The organism is Vibrio sp. S12_S33, assembly GCF_963889785.1.
GTDB classification, from domain to species: Bacteria; Pseudomonadota; Gammaproteobacteria; order Enterobacterales; family Vibrionaceae; genus Vibrio; species Vibrio aestuarianus.
The window spans coordinates 71,881-93,398 of sequence record NZ_CAWPQZ010000013.1 but is presented as its reverse complement, the minus strand read 5'-3'; the positions used below and the strand labels follow the sequence as shown (position 1 = coordinate 93,398).

General features: G+C 42.9%; 13 protein-coding genes and 1 pseudogene. 6 read left to right on the top strand and 8 right to left on the bottom strand.

All coding sequences use genetic code 11. From position 1 onward, the window contains the following. Positions 1–148 precede the first annotated feature (148 nt). The 4 genes and pseudogenes from AACW06_RS08565 (at position 149) to AACW06_RS08550 (ending at position 4,218) form a co-directional block, all read left to right on the top strand. Positions 149–1,717 (top strand): ATP-binding cassette domain-containing protein, encoded by a 1,569-nt coding sequence (locus tag AACW06_RS08565; protein WP_192074752.1) that lies wholly within the window; start codon positions 149–151, stop codon positions 1,715–1,717. A 273-nt stretch (positions 1,718–1,990) separates the two neighbouring features. Further along, positions 1,991–2,242, top strand: a complete 252-nt coding sequence (locus tag AACW06_RS08560; protein ID WP_192074751.1) for a hypothetical protein — start codon at positions 1,991–1,993, stop codon at positions 2,240–2,242. A gap of 118 nt (positions 2,243–2,360) precedes the next feature. Next, a pseudogene (locus tag AACW06_RS08555) lies at positions 2,361–2,525 on the top strand (IS3 family transposase); the annotation flags it as partial. A gap of 145 nt (positions 2,526–2,670) precedes the next feature. Beyond that, on the top strand, positions 2,671–4,218 hold the full coding sequence (locus tag AACW06_RS08550) for a phospholipase D family protein (protein ID WP_192074750.1): 1,548 nt from the start codon (positions 2,671–2,673) through the stop codon (positions 4,216–4,218). A 174-nt stretch (positions 4,219–4,392) separates the two neighbouring features. Here AACW06_RS08550 and AACW06_RS08545 read toward each other — a convergent pair whose 3' ends face one another. From AACW06_RS08545 to AACW06_RS08520, 6 genes are all read right to left on the bottom strand, one after another. Then, positions 4,393–5,988 carry a bifunctional aspartate transaminase/aspartate 4-decarboxylase gene (locus AACW06_RS08545; RefSeq protein ID WP_192074749.1) on the bottom strand — a complete coding sequence of 532 codons (1,596 nt, stop codon included), beginning with the start codon at positions 5,986–5,988 and terminating at the stop codon, positions 4,393–4,395. 95 nt (positions 5,989–6,083) lie between these two features. Next, on the bottom strand, positions 6,084–7,799 hold the full coding sequence (gene aspT, locus AACW06_RS08540; protein ID WP_192074748.1) for an aspartate-alanine antiporter: 1,716 nt from the start codon (positions 7,797–7,799) through the stop codon (positions 6,084–6,086). A gap of 678 nt (positions 7,800–8,477) precedes the next feature. After that, positions 8,478–10,136 carry a putative transporter gene (locus AACW06_RS08535; RefSeq protein ID WP_192074747.1) on the bottom strand — a complete coding sequence of 553 codons (1,659 nt, stop codon included), beginning with the start codon at positions 10,134–10,136 and terminating at the stop codon, positions 8,478–8,480. 337 nt (positions 10,137–10,473) lie between these two features. Beyond that, positions 10,474–11,439, bottom strand: a complete 966-nt coding sequence (locus tag AACW06_RS08530) for a diguanylate cyclase domain-containing protein (protein WP_192074746.1) — start codon at positions 11,437–11,439, stop codon at positions 10,474–10,476. Positions 11,440–11,449: 10 nt separating this feature from the next. Further along, the gene (locus tag AACW06_RS08525) at positions 11,450–15,262 is read right to left on the bottom strand and encodes a PAS domain-containing hybrid sensor histidine kinase/response regulator (RefSeq protein WP_192074745.1); all 3,813 of its coding nucleotides are present in this window, start codon (positions 15,260–15,262) and stop codon (positions 11,450–11,452) included. Positions 15,263–15,534: 272 nt separating this feature from the next. After that, positions 15,535–16,023, bottom strand: coding sequence for a hypothetical protein (locus tag AACW06_RS08520; protein ID WP_192074744.1), 489 nt, complete (start codon positions 16,021–16,023; stop codon positions 15,535–15,537). A gap of 317 nt (positions 16,024–16,340) precedes the next feature. Here AACW06_RS08520 and AACW06_RS08515 point away from each other — a divergent pair, with 317 nt between their 5' ends. Then, positions 16,341–17,348, top strand: coding sequence for a substrate-binding domain-containing protein (locus tag AACW06_RS08515; protein ID WP_192074743.1), 1,008 nt, complete (start codon positions 16,341–16,343; stop codon positions 17,346–17,348). A 66-nt stretch (positions 17,349–17,414) separates the two neighbouring features. On the opposite strand, the gene edd is transcribed toward AACW06_RS08515, so the two are convergent. Continuing rightward, positions 17,415–19,223, bottom strand: coding sequence for a phosphogluconate dehydratase (gene edd / locus AACW06_RS08510; RefSeq protein ID WP_192074742.1), 1,809 nt, complete (start codon positions 19,221–19,223; stop codon positions 17,415–17,417). Then, a complete protein-coding gene (locus AACW06_RS08505) occupies positions 19,220–19,756 on the bottom strand; it encodes a gluconokinase (RefSeq protein WP_192074741.1) in 537 nt (178 codons plus the stop codon). Before AACW06_RS08505 ends, edd begins: the two co-directional genes overlap by 4 nt. Positions 19,757–20,000: 244 nt before the next feature. Here AACW06_RS08505 and ascF point away from each other — a divergent pair, with 244 nt between their 5' ends. Next, a complete protein-coding gene (ascF, locus tag AACW06_RS08500) occupies positions 20,001–21,479 on the top strand; it encodes a PTS cellobiose/arbutin/salicin transporter subunit IIBC (RefSeq protein WP_192074740.1) in 1,479 nt (492 codons plus the stop codon). Positions 21,480–21,518: the final 39 nt, after the last annotated feature.

Here is a 21,518-nt window from a genome sequence, read left to right as displayed (position 1 = left end):
TTTTGATTAATGTCAGAACGGGTATCTTCAACGACTGACAAATGTTCAATTAAGTTCAAAATGGGCACATAGCAAAGGGTTTGAGGTTATTAGATCACATCTGTTAACAAAGTGCGATCCCGCCCTGCTGTCAAGCAGGAGGCAAATTATGCCAGTCTTACAGGCTTATAATATCAGCCATCAATTTGATAATGGCGATATACTATTTCAGCAACTGTCATGCTCAATGACCAAGAGCCGTGTTGGTGTGGTCGGACGCAACGGTGTGGGTAAATCGGTGTTCATTTCGATTTTAAGTGGTGAGCAGACGCCATCTGGTGGCACCGTTACTTTGTCACGATCAGTGGCTGTCTACCGTCAACAACCTTCGCATTTACTTTCCGTTGAACTTTCTATTGTGCAGTTCCTAGGTAAAGACGATGTCATTGAAGCGCTAAAGCGTATTGAATCGGGGGATTGTTCAGAACATTGGTTCGAATTGGTTGAGGAAGAGTGGGATCTCGCCACGCGACTAATTCAGCAACTCCGTGATATGGGGTTACCATTAGATCTAGATTTTCCTTGTGCGCAACTCAGTGGTGGGCAATTGGCTCTATTACAGCTTTGGCAACTGTTTGAAAGTGATGTTGAGCTACTTATTCTGGATGAGCCTTCCAACCACCTCGATACTGATGCTAAGCAGTGGTTGATTCAATCTATGCGTGCTTTTGAAGGGGCGATTTTAGTCATCAGCCACGACCGTGAATTGCTGTGTGAAGTAGAAGAAGTTTGGGAATTATCCGGCCTTGGTTTACAAGTTTTCGGTGGTAACTATGCTTCTTATGCTGAGACTAAACGAACCGAGTTACAAGCGGTTGAGCGTCAGCTAGCTAATGTCGATAAGCAGAAAAAGCAGCTGGAAGAACAAGCGCAGCGCAATCGAGAAAAAGCTGAGCAAAGAGCAGCTCAAGGTAATAAGTTGCGTAAAGAGGGCAGTCAGTCCAAGCTTCTACTTGATGGCAAGAAAGATAAAGCGACGGCACGTGCTTCGAGTCGTAATAAGAATGAGCAACTTCGGCAAGTGCATTTAGAAGAAAAAGAGCAGGCTCTTAAGTCGAGAAAAGATCAACTGAAGAGTCAGAAGTTGTATCTGGCAGACAGCCAAAGCCGCTCTCGTAAAGTAATTTCCATATTTGAAGGGGTATTACCTTTTGGTAGTGCGATACCAATTACCTTACAAGTTTATGCGACCGACAAAGTGCATCTAGTGGGTAAAAATGGTAGCGGCAAATCAACCTTGTTGAAAACTATACTTGGAAAACGGTTGCTCCAACAGGGGGAATTACAGATCAATACACCTCTGTATTATCTTGACCAGCATTTTGGTGTAATTTGTTCCAACCTATCAATATTGGACAACTTGATACAGCAATGTGAGGGAATGAAAGAGAGCGATGCGAGGACACTACTGGCAGGTATCGGCTTTCGTCGTGATAGTGTCTTTAAGATGGGCAGTATGCTCAGTGGTGGAGAGAAGATGAAACTGGCGATGTTGATCGTTAGCCACCAGCGGGCTCAACCGTTGTTATTACTCGATGAACCAGATAACCACCTTGATCTCGACTCGAAGATAATGCTCGCTCAAGCTCTAAATGGTTATCGTGGTGGTTTTATTCTTGTCAGTCATGATCGGGAGTTTGCCAACGGATTAGGAATTACAAAGCAAATTGGATTATGAGCTAGGGAATATAAATTGGCGAGCTAGAGCCGGTTGCCTAACTCGCCTTTACTTATTATTGGCCAGTCTTCTTAAACTTGTTTAGTGACGGCATCTCTGAACTATTTTTTATAATAGCAATTACATGCCATAATTCTTGGTTAAAAGAGTATGTTTTAGTAACGCCGCTTACACACTTATTGGTAGGAGTGGTTCACAATAGAAAGTTGCATTAACTAAGTAAATATCGCAACATTCCCGCATTATCAATTTAGCTCTACAGAGAATAGCAACATGAACAATGAAACAGACATCATCACTAACCTAGTAGATCTAGAAGCCTTTATCATTGCTGTAGAAAGTGGTGGTTTGGGTTTAACCAATGTGGCGGGGTTGGCTTTGGCAACAAGTAACAAGGATGGTCGTCGTTTTATTGCAGTATTAGATGATAAACATCAATTATTACTATCACGTTGGGTGACAGAAGAAGTGTTCCAAACTGGTCAAGATTTAGTGCGTAATGGACCGAGTCGCATCACTCACTAGCGTGTCTAAAAGCGGCCACAAAAACAATTGTGGCCGCTTTTGTAACTTTCAGAAGATGATCCGCACCATCAGTTTTGGACACCGAGTTAAGTGAGTACAATCACTAACGAGGTGAACCATGACAAACAAAAAGAAACGTATTATCCATTCTCTTGAATTTAAAGCCGAAGCCCTGAAGTTAGCGGAGATAGTGGGAGTAGCTGTGGCAGCAAGAGAGCTCACTTTACATGAGTCTCAGATCTACGGTTTGCATAAGGTTGTAAAGAAAGACACCATGACCAGTTAACTTTGAACAGCAAAATGTCGCTTAATGAAGTGTCCAGTCTGGCTGGAGCAGATCACACGTGCTCTCACCCTGGAATTTAGCCTTGAATATTTATATGATACCAGCTTAAATCAACACTAAGTCATTCATTGTGGGAATTATTTTGATTAAAAACTTTCTCTGCCTCTTTCTATGTACTCTTCTGGTTGCATGTTCCAGTTTACCTGACAATACCACGTCACCGAGCACCGCATTGTATCAGTCAGATACCAGCCAATTAAGTGTCAGCGTTGAAGAACAGCGTCAGAAACTCGGCTTAGCATCCGATGAGACATTCATGTTTTTACTCGAGACAGGAGTAGACTCTTTTGTTACACGTATCGCGTTAATCGAAGATGCACAAGAGAGTATTGATCTTCAATATTACCTGTTTCACTCCGATTTAAGTGGTGGCTTAATCGTTGCGGCGTTATGGCAAGCGGCCGAGCGCGGGGTTCGCGTGAGATTATTGGTTGATGACATAGATTTGGGTGGTAAAGACAATAGTATTGAACGCCTCAATGCACACCCTAATTTTGAAGTGCGAGTTTTTAACCCATTTGTCCGTGGTGAAAGTCGGACAATCCAATATGTCACCAAGCTGGGGAAGGTGACTCGACGTATGCACAACAAATCCTTTACTGTCGATGGTAGCGTTGCCATTTTAGGTGGCCGCAATTTAGCTGATGAGTATTTTACGGCTTCTGAAGAGGTCTCTTTTGGTGATCTGGACGTTGTTTTTGCAGGAGAATCGGTTAAAGAGGTTCAACAAGCCTTTGATCTTTTTTGGAATAATAGCCTTAGCTACAACATTGAGCTACTCACTGACTATCGACCCCAGGCCAGTGATTTAACTGCGCTTTCTGCGAGTTTTGATACATTTATAAAAGACAACAAAAAGTCACAATATGTTGAGGTGGTCAATGACGACCACTTTATTGAACTCATTAAAGAGAATAAAAAGGTCCCATATGTAGGAAAAACCGCAGTGTTGTACGATGATCCTAGTAAAATAGTCTCATCTCGTGATAAGCAAGAATATAACCTAGCACCTAAATTGCACCCTTATGTGACAGCAACCAAGGAAGAATTAATCATCATCTCTCCTTATTTTGTACCTGGAAAAGACGGACTAGAGCTATTTCAAGAGATCGTTGATCGTGGGGTAAAAGTTAAAATCCTCACTAACTCAATGATGTCTAATGATGTATCACTGGTACACACTGGTTACTCTAAATACCGAAAAGCACTACTGGAAATGGGTGTCGAACTGCATGAGATAGATAGTCAAGCGCTGGATGAATTATATGAGCAGTCTAATAAAAAACGCCCTTCTAATGCATCAAAATTGAGCTTACATGCGAAGTACTATGTAATGGACCGACATTTGGCTTTTATTGGTTCATTTAATTTAGATCCACGCTCTCGTAATGAAAATACCGAAATCGGTATTTTGACTAAATCTGAGGCGTTGGGTCGTTATCTTGCCCAGAAGTTTGATGACTATATTGATACGATTGCGTTTAAACTGACTCTTGAAGATGGCGATATTGTCTGGACTAAAATGAAAGAAGGTAAGGCTATTCGATACACTAAAGATCCCTACAGCAGTTGGTGGGATCGCACCAAAAATAACCTGGCAAAAATATTACCAATGGAATCACAATTATAAGCGGTGACAACATTAAGCCGCAGGGTAAGATCGTGAACGTTTTTTTTAGCACTTCTCTCTTAGTTGCGAAATTTGTTAGCTTGGCGACCAAATAAACATAATGTACGACACTGTGCTTATTTGGTCGGAATAGCCTCGACAACGCCGAGGCTTATTCTTATTGGGCTAGATTAATTAGCCTTGGAACTCGGCAAAGTACTCATCCAACACTTTGCGCGTTGCACGACCAATAAGTTCGTATTCGTGGTGAGTAAGGTTTGCCAGGGAAACACGAACTGAAGCATGAACTACATCGAAGCCTTTGCCCGGAAGTAAGATAACGCCGGTTTCATGTGCAAGGCGGAACAGGAAGTCCTTGCCCTTCTCGTTCGCTTTGAACCATTCAACGAAGACTGGTCCGTACAATTTACCGCCCAGAGTATCGAGCTCAAGCAGTGTGTAGTAGTCCACACGATCTTTGTTTTCTTCAATTTCTACACCCATGTTTTTGTATAGGGTTTTGTAACGCTCACGGATGATGCGTTTGCATGCTGCTTTGTAGTTTTGCTCTGAGTCCATTAAGCAGTTCAGAGCGAACAGTGCCATTTGAACTTGTTGAGGAAGCGACAAACCTGCCGTGTGGTTAAGTGCAACGCTGCGGCTATCGGCTACGATACGGTCAATAAACTTGATTTCACGAGGTTCCGGAGTTAGCGTTTTGTAACGATCGTCCAACTCAAGTTGACGCGCTTCTGGAAGGCTACGCATTGCGTCGTCAAACACGTTGTTGTGCTGAATCGCAATCGAGCCTAAGCGCCAGCCTGTTGCACCGAAGTATTTAGAGAACGAGTATACGCAAAGCGTGTTGTATGGCAGTTTCGCAAACAGTGATACAAAATCGTCTGCAAACGTGCCGTATACGTCATCAGTAATGATGAATAAATCACTGCGTTGTTCATTGACGAAGTTCGTTAAGTTATCTAGCGTCTCATCCGAGAATTTTACTGATGCTGGGTTCGCAGGGTTAACGACACAAAGCAGTTTGATGTCTGTATCCGCCAGTTTCTGGATTTCAGACATTGGTAGTTGCCATGTTGTCTCATCAAGGCGTAACTCAACAACCTCCAATTCATATTCAGAAAGCTCCGGGATCTCTAAATAAGGAGTAAAGATTGGCGTGATCAAAGCAACTTTATCGCCTTTTTTGATTAGACCGTTGTTAAACATCGTTTGGAACGTGTAAGTCATTGATGCGGTGCCACCTTCCGTTGCAAACAGATCGAAATCTGTTGTGATCGGCATAGGACCATACATTTCTTCTGCGATGTACTGCTTCACGACGGTTTCAATGTTTGTCAGCATGCGAGGTGGCACTGGGTAGTTACACGCTAGGTATGCGTTAACCAGTTCATTCAAGAATGCTTGCTTCTGTAGACCTAGACGGTCTTTCGCGTAGCTCAGCGACTTTTCGATAAACTGCACACCTTGGTCTTGCTTATTATTGCTCGCGAACGTGTCAAAACGTTCAACGATACCCATTCCATCTGGAATGCCACCAAAACCACTATCAAGGTATGAATAGGTACGCTCAGCTTCCATCACCGCGAATTCACCTAAACGAATGAATGCCTTACGTGGTAGTGTCGCTAAAAAATTTGGGTTACCACGACCTGCATCTAATAAAATGCGGTCAGGAACAGTTTGTGCCACTTCAATGAGTTTGTCTTTTAATTCAAATGGGCTTAAATCTGCAAACTTTGAAAAATCAATCGCTGTATTTTGCGTAGTCATAATATTTACCTTAATATTTTATTTACTGAAATTTGGATAATACTTCCCTTATCTCCTAATTAATTAGGAGATAAGATTTCTCTAATTTATTTAAATCACATGCCTGCGTTTAAAGTAATAATGCCGACAATAATTGGTCCCCATAGGGTGAGCAGTACATTGGCTACTGCATAAGTCACGGTGAATGAGAATACCGGTGTTGCGTTACCTGTTTTTTCCATTAAAGCAGCGAATGCTGGGTTCGCACTTCGTCCACCCGTAACACAACCTAATGCTTCAACTGGGTTCTTAATCTTCAATACATAGTATGAGAAGAAGAACGAAATAAACTGAGGAATGATGGTGACTGCCATACCTAAGAACAACAGAGACATGCCGTGCTCTTTAATGGTGTCGACCGCTTGAGGACCAGCTTCAAGACCAACGATGCCCACAAATGCTGCCAGACCGAAATCTCGAATAAAGTTCGCGGCACCCACAGGAAACTGAGCAACATGCGGATTGCGGCTACGCAACCAACCGACGATCAAACCTGAGATCAAACAACCTGCACCAGAGCCTATCGTGACGGGAATACCAGCAATCTTAAAGCTGATTAGACCAATTAATAGGCCCACTACCATGCCCATACCAAGCACGATTAAGTCAGTCACGTTTGCTGAGCCCATTCGCTGACCAATGTTTTTCTCAACGCGATTGATGTCTTTTGCTGTACCTGTAAGCTGGATGACGTCGTTTTTCTTCACCACAAGATCCGGCGTCATTTCGATAGAGCTGCCTTCACGAATGTAGTCCGTCACATAAATGCCGCGCATAGAGCCTTGGTTCGAAGCCTCTTTGATCTCTTGCAGTGACTTACCAATCAGTTTGCGGTTGTCAGCAATCAGTTGGCGGTTTTCTTCAATAACTTCATAGCCCTCTGGAAGTGCAATCTCGTTGTCTGCCAAACCATCTTGCAGCTGATGTACCGCATTGCGACGACCAGTGACAACAATGACGTCGCCTTCTTTCAGCGCGGTGTATTTGTCCACCTCTAGGGCTTTGCCATCGCGTTGAATTAACTCAATACAAGCCGCCAACGATTGTTGATTTAACTGAGCTAAGGTTTTACCTGCTAGCCCGTCATCTTTGCTCACCTTAAATGCTCGTGTAACCAATGCTGTTACTGCATTGAATTCACCCGGTGCTAGCTCGTGCTTGCCATTCGAGTTTTTCTCCTCTAGAGCAATTGCTTCTGCTCGGATATCCCACTTCATCAATGTTGGGAATACCCACGTCACCATAAGAATTGGACCAAGCGAACCAAAGATGTATGTTACTGCGTAGCCCACTGCAACATTGGTCTGCATTAGGTGCTTCGCTTCTTCTGTCACACCGCCAAGACGTGCGATCGCATCACCCGCTGTACCTATGATTGCCGATTGAGTCAAACCACCCGCCGCTAGGCCTGCTGCCGTGCCTCTGTCTAGGTTGAACATCCAAGCAGCTGCTAATACACAAAGCAGGCCGGAAACCGTCATCACTACAGCAGAAAGTAGAATGTTGATGGTTCTAAAATTCAATGCTTTGAAGAACTGCGCGCCACCTTGATAACCTACTGCGTAAATAAAGAGCGCAAAGAAAATGCTTTTTACGCCGGGATCAATATGAACACCAAATTGCCCAATAATTACACCCATTAATAATGTTCCGGCAACACCACCAAGAACAAATCGACCAATGGTAATTTTACCTACCATATAACCTAGAGAGAGCGTAATAAAGAGAGCAACAAATGGTGCCATTTCAAATAGATTAGAAATAATTTCCATGACAATTTTACTCTTACTAATAAATATAGGACTCAAATAATCTAACGAATAATCTGTCACTCATATTTGTTGGATTATTTAATTAAAAAAGCATCTCGTTTGCTTCGAAGTGAATATTAGGAACAAAATCTCACAACTCGTAATCCTATTTGAAGGATGAAACCATCACTTCGCGTATTAAAAACAAGTATTGATGAGAAATTGTTTAAAATTGAATGAGTTAGCTCTCTTTGATGAACGTAAGATAAATCAGAAAATAAATTTATTTTTATTCTGTGAATACAGAAAACCACGGTTAATGAGTGATTGGTTGTATTGCTCCAGTTGGCTGTTTTGTAACGAGGCTTAGGCATAGGACTACGAGAGAGTGTGGAGGTAGCAGATCAGATCGCGGGTTCTTGATTTAGTTCCATTGAATTACGCATCAAAGCCCCTAGTTGGTTAAAATGCTCGATAACTGCGTTAGAATTTTTGATTGTAGAATAACTACTTATCGAAACTTCTTATCGAAAAGAGCTGCCTTGTTCTCAAGCCTTTTTCCTGCGCTATTTCTGAACACTTATTTACTGTGATTGGTATAATCAATCATTTAATATAATGAAAAGGTGACCTTACTGGTCACCTTTTTCTCAAGTGAGCTTAAACAAACATAGAAGAATCTCTATTTATTTCAACACGCTACATTGCCCATAGTATCAACGCCAATATTTGCGGTGATAAGATACGTAAACACATGACTAATGGATAAACGGTGGCATAAGCTAAAGCTGATGCACCACTGGTTTCATGTAGTGCATTAGCAAAGGCAAGGGCGGGTGGATCGGTCATCGAACCGGCTAACATCCCGCAAATAGTGAGATAGTTAATATGCCCCAGCACGCGAGCTAAAATTCCTACAGTGATTAATGGAATTGCTGTGATGAGCGCGCCATATCCCATCCAACTGACTCCGTCTCCTTGTACGAGAGTCTCGACAAAATTACCGCCAGATTTTAGTCCTACGACTGCCAAAAACAGCACAATGCCAATTTCACGTAGTGCTAAGTTAGCACTCGGTGGCATGAACCAATACATTTTACCTATGCTACCGATACGGGCCAAAATTAGAGCGACAATCAGTGGTCCACCCGCTAAGCCAAGTTTGATCGCCGCAGGAAAACCGGGTAGGTAAAAAGGAATTGATCCCAATACAACACCAAGTCCAATCCCAACAAATACGGGGAGCATTTGCACATGTTGGAGTTTCTGGTGCGCGTTACCAACCATACCACTTACCGCTTCAATGGCTTCTTGGCGACCGACTAAATTAAGAATGTCACCAAATTGCAGAGTAGATTGGCTGGTTGGGATTAGTTCGACCCCTGCGCGGTTTAAGCGTGAGACGACGACATCGTATTTCTCTTTAAGATCTAAATCGCGCAGTTTTTTGCCCAACACGATTTCATTGGTAACGACCAAGCGTTGTACACGCAGTTCCGTACCTCGTGTTGAGAGTGATGCATCAACTTCTTCACCAATCACCAAGCGAGCTTTATCAAGCGCTTGTTTATCGCCGACGAGATGCAATAGGTCGTTCACTTCTACTCGTGAATCGGGTTTTGGCACAGAAAGTTGTTCACCACGTTTTAAGCGAGAGCAGACAATATCCCCTTCACTTAAAGCGGGAATATCCTTTAAAAGTAACCCATTGAGGTTCGGGTTTTTGATGGCGATGTTGATGGTATGTAAGCTTTCTTTTTTATGGCCATTTTTGATTTCAAATTCGTCGGCTTCTGCATCAACACTCACGTGAAATATGACTCTCAGTAGCCACATGGTTAGCAAAATACCACAGATGCCAAATGGGTAAGCTATCGCGTAGCCCATCCCAGTTAAATCGAGTAAGTTATGTTGGGCGCCTAGTTCGGTTAAGATCTGTTGCCCTGCGCCGAGAGAAGGAGTATTGGTGACCGCACCGGAAAACACGCCAAGAATGACAGGCAGTGGAACGTCAAACAGGTAATAAAGGGCGACCGTAACGATACAACCTAATAATACGACAAGGGCAGCAAAAGCATTGAGCTTAAGCCCAGAGCTTCGTAACGAAGAGAAAAAACCAGGACCAACCTGAATGCCAATGGTGTAAACGAATAAGATAAGTCCGAATTCTTGAATAAAGTGCAAGGTATTGTAGTCAAGGACGATTCCCCAAGATCCAGTAAAGTGCCCGACGAGAATGCCACCAAACAGCACTCCACCGATACCTAAACCAACCCCATATACTCGCCAGTTACCAATCCACAACCCAAGCACAGCCACCAGCGAAAGAATGCTGATAGAAAGTGCAATATCACTCATAGTGAGTCTCCTAATCAATTAAAAAATTGTTGATGGGCAAGCTTTAATGAACGGCAGGCAGGGGTAGGCGTAAGAACTCGGTGGTGGTTATGTCTACAGCTGGAGGGTTCAAATACTGCATTGGGAGTCCACCCGATAAAATGAGCTCTCGATGTAGCTTTGTGGTTGCCCTAAACTTATTACCAGTAATACTGCAATTGACGTAGGTTGTTAACGATAGCTATGCAAAAATGTGCACCTAAACGAATAATAAATTCAGGCGATAAATATTTGTTAAATAAGGGTTGATGAAGTTTTACAGCAAGGAGATATCCTTATCTTCTATGTTTTGATTACCTTAAGAAAGGATTGGTTTGTCTTGCTCTGCTCTCTTTTCACAGGTAATACATGTTTGGTTTCGTCCAGTGCCTTTTGCTTGATAAAGCATTTTGTCGGCTAATGCGATTAATTGCTCCGATGAATGAGTACCTTCTAGATCGACAGCCCCCCCAATGCTGATGGTCAAAAAACCGTTTTCCGCCGCTGGGTGGTCGATACTTAGCGCTTTGATCTGATCTTGAACAAGGCTGGCCACTTCCCAAATACCTTCTTGGTCTGTTTCAGGAAGAATAATGGCGAACTCTTCGCCCCCATACCGCGCTGCGATATCGGTCGGTCTTCGGCAGCATTGATGTAAAGCGGTGGCGACTTTCTTTAAACAGTCATCACCTTCCAAGTGACCAAATGTGTCGTTATATTGTTTAAAATAATCAATATCGATCAGTAATAACGAAAGCGGCTGTTTTTTTCGGTAAGCTTGCGCTAAGTGAGACTTTAAGTATTGATCGAAATAGCGGCGATTGTTAAGGCCGGTAAGACCGTCTAAATACGCTAAAGATCTTAGCAGATCAGCTTGGTGTTTTAGCGTTAAGTGAGCTTTGATGCGATTTCTTAACGTATTGACATTAAAGGGTTTTTTAAGAAAATCCACGCCGCCAGCTTCCCAGCATGCATCTTGATCTTCTTGTGCGGTTAGTCCAGTAATAAAAATAACAGGTATATTAGCAATCGTTGGGTCATTTTTGAGCAAGTGGCAGGTTTGTAAACCATCTATTTCAGGCATGATGACATCGAGTAATACCAAGTCGGGTTGGCTTTCTTTACAAACGCTGATTGCTTGCTTTCCTGATGTCGCCATCAATATCTGATACTCATCTTTCAATAACTGATAGATAAGCTGAATATTGGTTGGCTGATCATCAACGATGAGTACTGTGAAGTCAGTTTTCTTATTAAAGCTTGATAAATCATAATTAGATAGCATCAGAAAACTCCTAGCATTTCATGATTTCTTTTAGTATTGCAGCTGCTTGTTCAAACGCCAAATTTTGCACTTGTTCTGCAAGTTGTTTGGTTAATTCTTCATCAACCGTTTTTAATTGTGCTGAGATTTCTTCAAATACTGTCGTCGCCTCCATATTTGAAGTGTTGAAACATCGCTCGAGCATCAGCAGTTTTTCTCTAAATATTGCTTTATCCATAGCGGGTGGTGTTGCAGTTGTTGGTTGCTCGTCGCTGAGTAAATTGATCAATGATTTCAGTTGCGATTGGGCAAATAGAACGTCGGCTAATAAGCTACCATTTCTTTTCATCGTTTCCGTGGTTGCTATTGAACATTCGTATTCCGCTTTCTCTAACTTTTTCGACAATGGTATGAGTCCACAGCTTGCTGAGCCGCTTTTTAAACTGTGGTAGACACGCAATGCCACATCAGTAACAAGTTCAGCCGCTTGCAATTGTGATATAGCTTCCTGCATATCAATAACAAATTGATTAACTACTTTTAGGTAAACAGAGATATCACCGATGCGAGTTATCGCTTGATGAAGTTCAATACCATGTTTATCTGCATACTCTTGGGCTTGTACTGATATTCTTTGATTGCGGGAAGCCACAGTTTGTCGTTCTACTGGCAGGTCTGTTGGAGCAGAGCTTTGAGTAACGAAGTGTTGAATTTTTTGAATCACATCATTGATTTCAAAAGGTTTGGCGATGTGCTCATTCATACCTGCAGCTAAACAGGCGGCTTTGTCTTCTGGTCGTGCATTGGCAGTCATTGCTAATATTGGTAGTTGGTTAAGCTTCATATTTTGTCGGATCTGACGAGTGGTTTCATAACCGTCCATGTCGGGCATTTGAATATCCATCAATACTAGGGAGAATTGCTGATTTTGTAGTATTTCTAGTGCCTTAAAGCCACTTTCTGCTTCAATAATGGTTGCACCGCGTTGACTGAGCAATTCAGTTGCGACCAAACGGTTAGTCGGATTATCTTCAACAAGTAATATATTGATCCCCGCTAAGGTATCGTTTGAATTTTTTGTAATCTGTGTTTCTTCAAGTGTCGCGCTCTTACTTTGAAGTACATTGATAATGGTTTGTTTTATCAGCTCTGGCGTTACTGGTTTTATTAAAACGGTTTCTAAAAGCTCATGGGTGGCTTCTAAATGCTTATCGAGAATTTCTCGGCCAAAGGCAGTAATCATGATAACCAACGGTATTTTTTTGATGTTTTTTTGGTTTTTGATTGCGCGAGTAAGGGCCAATCCATCCATATCCGGCAGTTTCCAATCAACAAATGCGAGATCAATCACCTCATCTTGTTGAGCTAAGTGGTTTAGCTGTGTTAAAGCCTTATCGGCATTAGGCGCGGCAAAGACTTGGCAGCCGAGTCTTTGAAGTGTGTCTTGAAGGATTAGGCGTGCGGTTTCATTATCTTCAACCAACAATATTTTTAAACCATGTGTAATATGTGAGTAAATGTCAGTGCATACTGGTGAGAAATCTAAGGTAATGGTGAAAGCGAATTCGCTCCCTTCACCAAGTTGACTTGTCACGCTAATGTCACCTTGCATTAGATTGACTAATCGGTTAACGATTGATAAACCTAGGCCTGTACCACCATATTTTCGGCTAATAGACGCCTCTGCCTGACTAAAGCCATTAAAAATAATCGCTTGCTGCTCTTGAGTCATCCCAATACCCGTGTCAGATACTTTAAATAGCAAGGTGCAGTTATTGTCTGAAACTTGTTGTGTTTCTATGGATATTTTAATTTCACCGCTATTGGTGAATTTTATGGCGTTGCCGGCTAAATTTAACAATATTTGCCGCAGGCGTAAGCTGTCGCCGATCAAGATGGTTGGAACATCTGGCGCAACTTGATAAATGATTTCAATGGCTTTGTTTTTAAGGCTTGAGGATAGGAGTATTCCAGTCTCTTGTAGCAGTTCCGGCAGTGAGAATGGAGATTGCTCTAATTCGAGTTTTCCGGCTTCTACTTTAGAGAAATCTAAAATGTCATTCAAAAGAATGAGTAGCGACTGAGCCGCACTTTTAGTCTTATTTAAGTAATCGGTTTGTTGGCTACTTAACTCTGTATTGAGAGTCATCTGCAGTAATCCCAAAATAGCATTCATTGGGGTGCGAATTTCATGGCTCATGTTCGCTAAAAAATCAGACTTCGCTTGGTTTGCGTACTCGGCTTGCTCTTTGGCTTTCGCTAGTTCTTTTTCTTTTTGTAACTGTTCGGTTAAGTCATAAGCTATACCTAAGAAGCCGACTAACTGACCGTGATCATCTCTTAATCCACCGACATAGAGTTTAACTGGAATGTATTGACCGTTTTTACTGACGTAGGTCCAGTGATTAATATCGGATTTGCCTAATTTTGCTTTAGCGACAAAGGCATCAAATCCGGCTTCTACAGTTTCTCCTAGCTCTAACGAGAGTTCTTCTGCTCGTCGAGCTACCTCTTCAGGTAGGTGAAATATCGCTGGTGTTTTTTTTCCCACCAGTTCACTGGCACTGTAGCCGATCATTTTTTCTGCTGAAGGGTTAAATACAGTGATTACCCCATCGAAATCAGTCGCAATAATAGCGTAACCTGCACTACTTAAAATACTACGTTGAAGAGCATTTACTTGTGAAATTTCTTCTGTTCTTTGGTTTACTAATTTTTCTAATTGAAGATTGCTTTCCGTCAGTGTTGCTTCCCTAGCTTGAGCGAGTTCAATTTTGTGGTTGGTTAACTGAGCACGACGTGAACGTATCATTTGAATAATAAATACAATCAACATGAGCAGTAATGTGACCGTCAAAATTTCTCGATAAGTCTGTTTGTAAGCCTTTAATGGTAGGGATTCGATAAACTTATTGGTAGCGATAAGATTGAGTTCCCATTGACGTCCAAACAAATCAATGGTTTGAGTGACTTGATAAGGGGTCCTATTTTGAATTGAGCCGCGAGTGAAAAAATGATTTGAAGTACCGTAATTGATATCACCTATGGTTAGAATAACATCGTCATTGAGGCCAGCCACAGCACTTAGCACTTCGTCTATCAAAATTGGCGCATAGCTCCAGCCTCTTAGTTTACTTAAACGCTCTTCTACAGAAGATGAATCCGATATTTTATTGGTGTTGTAGACTGGCATTAGTATTAGAAAACCTTGCAGTGCTTTTTTATTGGCTTGCACTAGAGTAATCGGGGCGGTGAGACGTACCGAGTTATTTTTCGCAGCATCTAAAGCTGCGGCACGACGCATCGCCTCTGAACCAATGTCCAAGCCAACGGCTTGTTTATTACGATCTTCTGGCTCAATGTATTGGATGACAAATAAACTATTATTGTGCTTTGAAAGCGAGCGAATATTGAAAGTTTTATCTGGTCTGTCTAGGCGAGCTCGTTCAAGGAAAGCTTCTTTTTGTTGTGGTTCAACAAAGCGGATAAACCCAAAGCCACGAGCACCTGGAAATTCTTTGGGATAGTCACGAGTCTGGGTATAGCGAAACATCTGGTCATAATCAAATGCATCGACCCCTGCAGTCATTACTGCACCTCTAAAGCCGCGTATCCCATATTGATATAGGGTGACCTTTTCCGCTACTCCATCGCTAATCTGCTGCAATCGATCGGATAAATCATGTTTTATATGCTCAATTCGCTTTGTTTGATGCAGTTGATTAAAATGACTTGCGGTAAATAAACCAAAGATAAGAATAATCAAAGGCAGCCAAAGTGCATTTAAGATCGTCTTATTTAACTTTAAAGCAGCTTTCGGGCGTACTTCTTTCGATACATCCATTATCTTTTTCCTGCTGAGTACACACATCTTTTATCACATGATAGCGTGTCGTGATATTTTTAAAAATATCTATAACAACTTTAGCTGAATATTTTCAATTGGATAGGTATTTGATTTTGATCGTGTGCGAATAAATGATATTCATTGTTTGATATACGGTCGAGACTTGCTACAGAAGAGCATCGTAAGGCTAAATGAGGGGAGGGAGGATAAGCCACAACGCTATCTTTACTAGCGTTATGGCCCATACTGGAGATGAAAGCTAAGTCGTACTAAACACCAGCACGTTTTAACAAACCAGCCATCAGGGGCGAGCTTGAACGAACTTGCTTTGATTTATTCTGTAACGTTTTGGCCAGCGTCAGGTTATTAATGCTTTTGGCAATGTAGGCCATTGAATGGTAGAAATCCCCCGCAGATTTCATTTTGCTTGCATCATTAAGTGGAGCAAGTAACTGAACCATTGCAGTTCCGCTCATTGACTGCTGCGTTGCATATTCTTGTACTGCATCTAACAGAAGGTCTAGATCGGCCATTGATTCGGTACTCTCAACACCTTGTTTTTTCATCTCTTTGCGGTTGCGTTTACGCATCTGCTTGATGACAAAAGCCGGTTTATTCAGTCTTTTGAAACCGAAATAGCCAAGTAGAATCGCTAATACGACACCGCCAGCGACGTAACCCCAAATAGAGCCAGAAGATTCAACGACAGGTTGCAGGGTTTCAACCGTATATTCAACGGTGGTTGGTACATCAGACATCTTTTTTATCCTTAGAATGCAGCTTCAAAGTGAAAGCGTATATTTAATCTGGCAGAAGAAAACCCGCATTGCGGTGAATCAAAGAACCGTTAAAAGTGGAGTTCTGCCTTACTTTTTCTTTCTTGGGGCGTAGGGTCAATAAAGCAAGGTTATTTTAGGGATAATTAAGGCGTTTATTGATAATTGTGATATTGGGTCACGCAAATAGCGCTGTTGTTCCAGCAAGCACGAGCTAAAGAGGCAATATAAAGATTGAAATGCATGTTTGTCATGAGGTTTAATGTTACAGTAACATTCGGTTGGAATAAATAATAACAATGAATAGTAAACAACGTAAAACTAGACCCACGCTGCAAGATATTGCTGACCGTGTTGGTGTCACCAAAATGACCGTCTCGCGTTTTCTGCGTGATCCAAATTCTGTCGCTTTTGCTACCCAAGCGAAAATTGCGGCAGTGATCGAAGAGTTAGGTTATATACAAAACCGAGCGCCAGCGATGTTGTCCAAGTCATCCAGTAAGGCGATTGGCATTCTTTTACCTTCCCTTTCAAACCAAGTATTCGCCAATTTGGTTCAAGGTATCGAGTATGTAACCAAAGCTCGAGGCTATGATACTTTGATTGCTCACTTCGGTTATAGCGTGCAAGAAGAAGAGGAAAAAATTGCCTCGTTGTTGTCGTATCAAGTTGATGGACTGATTTTAACCGAGACTCATCATAGCGAAAGAACATTACAAATGCTTAAGGCTGCGGGAGTACCTGTGGTGGAAACAATGGAGCTGCCAACGGAGCCAATCGATATGGCGGTAGGGCTTGATCATGAGCAAGCGGCATTTCATGTAGTGAGCAACATGGTGCAAAGTGGCAAACGCAACATTGCTTATTTTGGTGCGCGGCTAGATACCCGTACACAGCTTCGTATGACCGGTTATGACCGAGCCATGATCAACGCCGGATTAAAGCCGAAGCATATTCTGACCGAAGAGCATTCGAGTTTTACATTGGGGGGAGAGCTTTTGGAGCAGGCGCTTCAAGAAATACCAGATCTCAATGGTGTGTTTTGTACCAATGATGATATTGCGATTGGTGCCATGATGAAGTGTGCATATAAAGGGCTGAAAGTGCCTCAAGATATTTCGATAGTGGGGTACAACGCTTTGGATATTGGTCAAGCGATATCACCGAAGTTAACCAGTGTGGAAACCCCACGCTTTGAGATTGGCAAAAAAAGTGCAGAGCTGTTACTGGCAGTGTTAGCGGGTGAGACCCTAGAACAACGCGTGTTTGACTTAGGGTTTAGTGTGACTAATGGTGAGAGCCTATAGCGAATCATATTTTCGTATCATTGAGCATTAAAGTGGCTAACCATGCCACTTTAATGCTTTACGTGACTATGGGAATAAGAAAGAAGCGCCTTGGTCGGCGGCAGAAACATTGTCTCGACACACTTTAAACAGATCGCGCCCCCAAGTTTGCTGTGTAAGCTCAGTATCACAGGTGGCGCTATCGCGGCCTTCGGTTGGCGTTAAGTTTTCTAATCGGCCTGTCACCGCATCGACGCGGATCCTATCTCCCTCTTCAATAAGCGCAATTGCGCCGCCTCTTAATGCTTCAGGTGAGACGTGAATAGCCGCAGGAATTTTACCAGAAGCGCCGGACAAACGCCCATCGGTCACTAACGCAACCTGATAGCCTGCTTTTTGTAAGTTGCCCAAAATTGGCATTAACTTATGCAGCTCAGGCATGCCATTGGCCGCTGGTCCATTGAAGCGGACCACAACCACGCAATCTTGATTGAGCTCGCCGCGTTGATACGCCTGCTCAACCTGATGTTGGCAAGCAAACACTTTGGCGGGCGCTTCAACAATGCGATGTTGCTCAGCCACGGCGGAGACTTTCATCACCGCTTGGCCAATATTGCCAGACAATACTTTTATGCCTCCAGTACGTTGGAATACCTGGTTTGGCAGGGCAATCACGCTTGGTTTTTTGCTCGCGTTATTAAACTGCCATTCAATGCTTTCACCCACTAATATTGGTGATTTCAATTGGTCGATGAATTCACCAAATACGGGTTTGACATCGCAGTGCAATAACTGCTCTTGGTGCAAGCGGGTCATTAACATTGGTACGCCGCCAGCTTGCTCAAAGTCATTTATATCAGCTGAACCATTTGGGTACACATTGACAAGCAGTGGTATCACTTCCGATAAATCACTAATATCTTGCCAAGTCAGGATAATACCAGCAGCACGAGCTACAGCGAGCAAGTGAATGGTATGGTTTGTACTTCCCCCAGAGGAGAGCAGTGCAACGAGACCATTGACGATACTCTTTTCTGTGATCACATCCATTAGTGGCCTGAAGTAGGCAGAGCCTGGAGTCATTGCCGCAAGACGTATTGCAGCATGTTTCGTTAATGCGTGGCGCAGTTTGGAATTCGGTGCAACAAATGCAGAACCTGCGAGCATTAAGCCCATCGCTTCGAACACCAACTGATTTGTATTGGCCGTGCCGTAGAACGTACAGGTTCCCGGAGAGTGGTAAGAAGCACATTCCATATTGAGTAGGGCTGTATTGTCAGCCAGTCCCGCTGCGTGTTTTTGACGAATATCGACTTTTTCATCGTTAGTGAGACCTGTCGACATTGGACCGGCAGGAATAAAAGCAGTCGGCAGATGAGCAAATGAAAGGGCTCCCATCAGTTGGCCGGGAGCAATTTTATCGCAGATACCAAGTAACAATGTGCCATCGAACATATTATGGCTCAGTGAAAATGCAGTCGATTGAGCAATCAAATCACGAGAGAATAAAGACATATCCATTCCTGCTTGACCTTGCGTTACGCCGTCGCACATTGCTGGAACGCCGCCTGCAACTTGAGCTGTATGACCAAGCGGTGCAAGAGCTTGTTTAATTTGGTCGGGATAATCTTTGTACACTTGATGTGCACTGAGCATATCGTTGTAGGCGCTGATGATGGCTAAATTTGAGCGCGTTAAATCAAGAATATTGGCTTTCTCTTGTGAGCAAGAGGCTGCGACAGCGTGAGCTAAATTCCCGCAAGATAATGAGGCTTTACCTTTACCATTGTCAGCCTGCTGTTTAGCTCTTTCTAGAAATTGGTGGCGTATAGTGCGGCTGCGTTCGGTAATTCGCTCAGTGACGGCGGCTATAGTTGTGTGGAGTTGGTCGCTCATGCGGAGACCTTGGTTTCATTGCGTGTATTTAACTGCATTAGTGCATGTAGGGCGCGTTCGACAACCTGATCAATATTCGTATCGATATCAATTACCACTACGCGATCTTCATCATCTGGTCGCTCTAAGGTGTTGAACTGGCTTTCTACCATATTGGCTTTCATGAAATGACCTTGGCGTGCTTGCATACGTTGCATGATCAAATCAAAGCTACCATCCAGAAAAAGAAACGTTACGTTTTGGTTGCCTTCACGAATTTGGTCGCGGTAGGTTTTTTTCAGAGCAGAGCATACGATAATGCCTTGTTCATTTTTACTTTCTAAGCTGAAGGCCGCATCACGAATACGCCCTAACCAAGGTTTGCGATCGTCATCATTTAACGGCTCTCCGCCTGCCATTTTGATAATGTTGGCCTTTGGGTGAAGGTCGTCACCGTCGATAAATTTGGCACCTAATTTTTGCGCAAGTTTCTCGCCTACAGTGCTTTTTCCGCAGGCGCATACGCCCATTACGATAATGCTACTACCAGTCATTCTGACTCCTTGAGTGGTATTCTGAGCTGGATCTCATTTTTTAAAATCACTTGAAAATATGACTTTATCTTATCCATGTTATCGGTAACATGTTACTGGTAACTTTGGGAAGTGTGATGAAGAACACAAAACAACAATTCGTAACCACTGTGATTGTTTTTTGCTGATAATTGATTCAAACATGGTTACATCTCACTATATTTCGCGTTTAAATATCATTAGAAAGAGTTTCTTGGGGGATAAAATGGCCAACGATTACCGCGCAATTGCGAAATCTGTTGTTGAGCATCTTGGGAGCAAGGAAAATGTCGCAGCTCTAACACACTGTATGACTCGACTACGATTCGTTTTACACAGCCAAGATGGCATCGATATCAACAAACTAAAAGCACTGAAAGGTGTGATGGGTGTTGTTGATAATGGAGATAAAGTACAAGTTATCATTGGTAACGAGGTATCGTATGCGTACAAAGAAGTGATGGTGCTTTGTGAGCTATCCAATGTATCTGAGTCAGAGGTTCCTGCTAAGAAAGATAAACTAACGGCTAAGTCAATTGGTGCGAAAATGTTGGATGCACTGGTTGGTACTATGTCACCTTTGATCCCCGCAATCATTGGCGGCTCAATGGTCAAACTGCTAGCCATGGTGCTAGAAATGCTGGGTTGGGTTGAGCCGAATGCACCTTCTTTGATTATCCTGAAAGCGATTGGTGACGGCGCCTTTTTCTTCCTACCTGTTATGGTGGCAGCTTCAGCATCGATCAAATTCAAGACCAATATGTCTCTTTCCATTGCGATTGCCGGTGTCTTGATTCATCCGAATTTTATGGAATTAATGGCTCAAGCTGCTGAAGGTAAGTATGTTGATTTCTTCGGTATTCCAATTACTTCTGTTAAATACACCTACACGGTTATTCCAGTATTAGTAATGACTTGGGTACTTTCTTACATTGAACGTTGGGTGGATAAAATTACGCCAGCCGTAACTAAGAACTTCCTCAAACCAATGCTGATTGTATTGATTGCAGCACCAATTGCGATTGTATTGATTGGTCCATTTGGAATCTGGGTAGGTACTGCACTTTCAGCGCTTGTTTACACTGTTCATGACACATTAGGGTGGTTGTCGGTTGCTATCATGGGTGCGCTGTGGCCACTACTTGTACTGACTGGCATGCACCGTGTATTCACACCAACTATTATCCAAACGATTGCTGAAACTGGCCGTGAAGGCATGGTTATGCCATCAGAGATTGGTGCCAATATCGGTATGGGTGGTGCGTGTCTAGCTGTTGCTTACAAAACCAAAAACAGCGCACTAAGGCAAACATCTTTAGCTGCGGGTGCTTCCGCTATCTTCGCGGGTATCTCTGAGCCAGCATTGTACGGTGTACTTGTTCGTCTGAAACGCCCACTGATCGCAACAATGATTACTGGTTTCATCGTCGGTGCCTTGGCGGGTATGGGGGGCCTTGCGAGTCACTCGATGGCAGCACCAAGTTTGTTTACGAGCGTTCAGTTCTTCGATGTGAATGATCCTATGAGTATCGTTTGGGTGTTCGGCCTGATCGCATTGTCCATTGTGCTGTCATTTGTTCTAACCCTAGTTTTAGGTTTTGAAGACATTCCTGAAGACTATGCCGATGAAAAAGCAAATTCGGAGCCTGCAAAGAAAGAAGCTAGTCAAGCAGAAGAGAAGGTCATAGTGGCGCCTGCTTCTTAGTTAGTATTGAGTTAATTTATTCAGTCACCTTACTTCATC

Bases quoted from the DNA above. Each gene is read 5' to 3' on its own strand.
- AACW06_RS08565 (WP_192074752.1), top strand. From the start codon at position 149: ATGCCAGTCTTACAGGCTTATAATATCAGCCATCAATTTGATAATGGC.
- AACW06_RS08560 (WP_192074751.1), top strand. From the start codon at position 1,991: ATGAACAATGAAACAGACATCATCACTAACCTAGTAGATCTAGAAGCC.
- AACW06_RS08545 (WP_192074749.1), bottom strand. From the start codon at position 5,988: ATGACTACGCAAAATACAGCGATTGATTTTTCAAAGTTTGCAGATTTA.
- aspT (WP_192074748.1), bottom strand. From the start codon at position 7,799: ATGGAAATTATTTCTAATCTATTTGAAATGGCACCATTTGTTGCTCTC.
- AACW06_RS08535 (WP_192074747.1), bottom strand. From the start codon at position 10,136: ATGAGTGATATTGCACTTTCTATCAGCATTCTTTCGCTGGTGGCTGTG.
- AACW06_RS08530 (WP_192074746.1), bottom strand. From the start codon at position 11,439: ATGCTATCTAATTATGATTTATCAAGCTTTAATAAGAAAACTGACTTC.
- AACW06_RS08525 (WP_192074745.1), bottom strand. From the start codon at position 15,262: ATGGATGTATCGAAAGAAGTACGCCCGAAAGCTGCTTTAAAGTTAAAT.
- AACW06_RS08520 (WP_192074744.1), bottom strand. From the start codon at position 16,023: ATGTCTGATGTACCAACCACCGTTGAATATACGGTTGAAACCCTGCAA.
- AACW06_RS08515 (WP_192074743.1), top strand. From the start codon at position 16,341: ATGAATAGTAAACAACGTAAAACTAGACCCACGCTGCAAGATATTGCT.
- edd (WP_192074742.1), bottom strand. From the start codon at position 19,223: ATGAGCGACCAACTCCACACAACTATAGCCGCCGTCACTGAGCGAATT.
- AACW06_RS08505 (WP_192074741.1), bottom strand. From the start codon at position 19,756: ATGACTGGTAGTAGCATTATCGTAATGGGCGTATGCGCCTGCGGAAAA.
- ascF (WP_192074740.1), top strand. From the start codon at position 20,001: ATGGCCAACGATTACCGCGCAATTGCGAAATCTGTTGTTGAGCATCTT.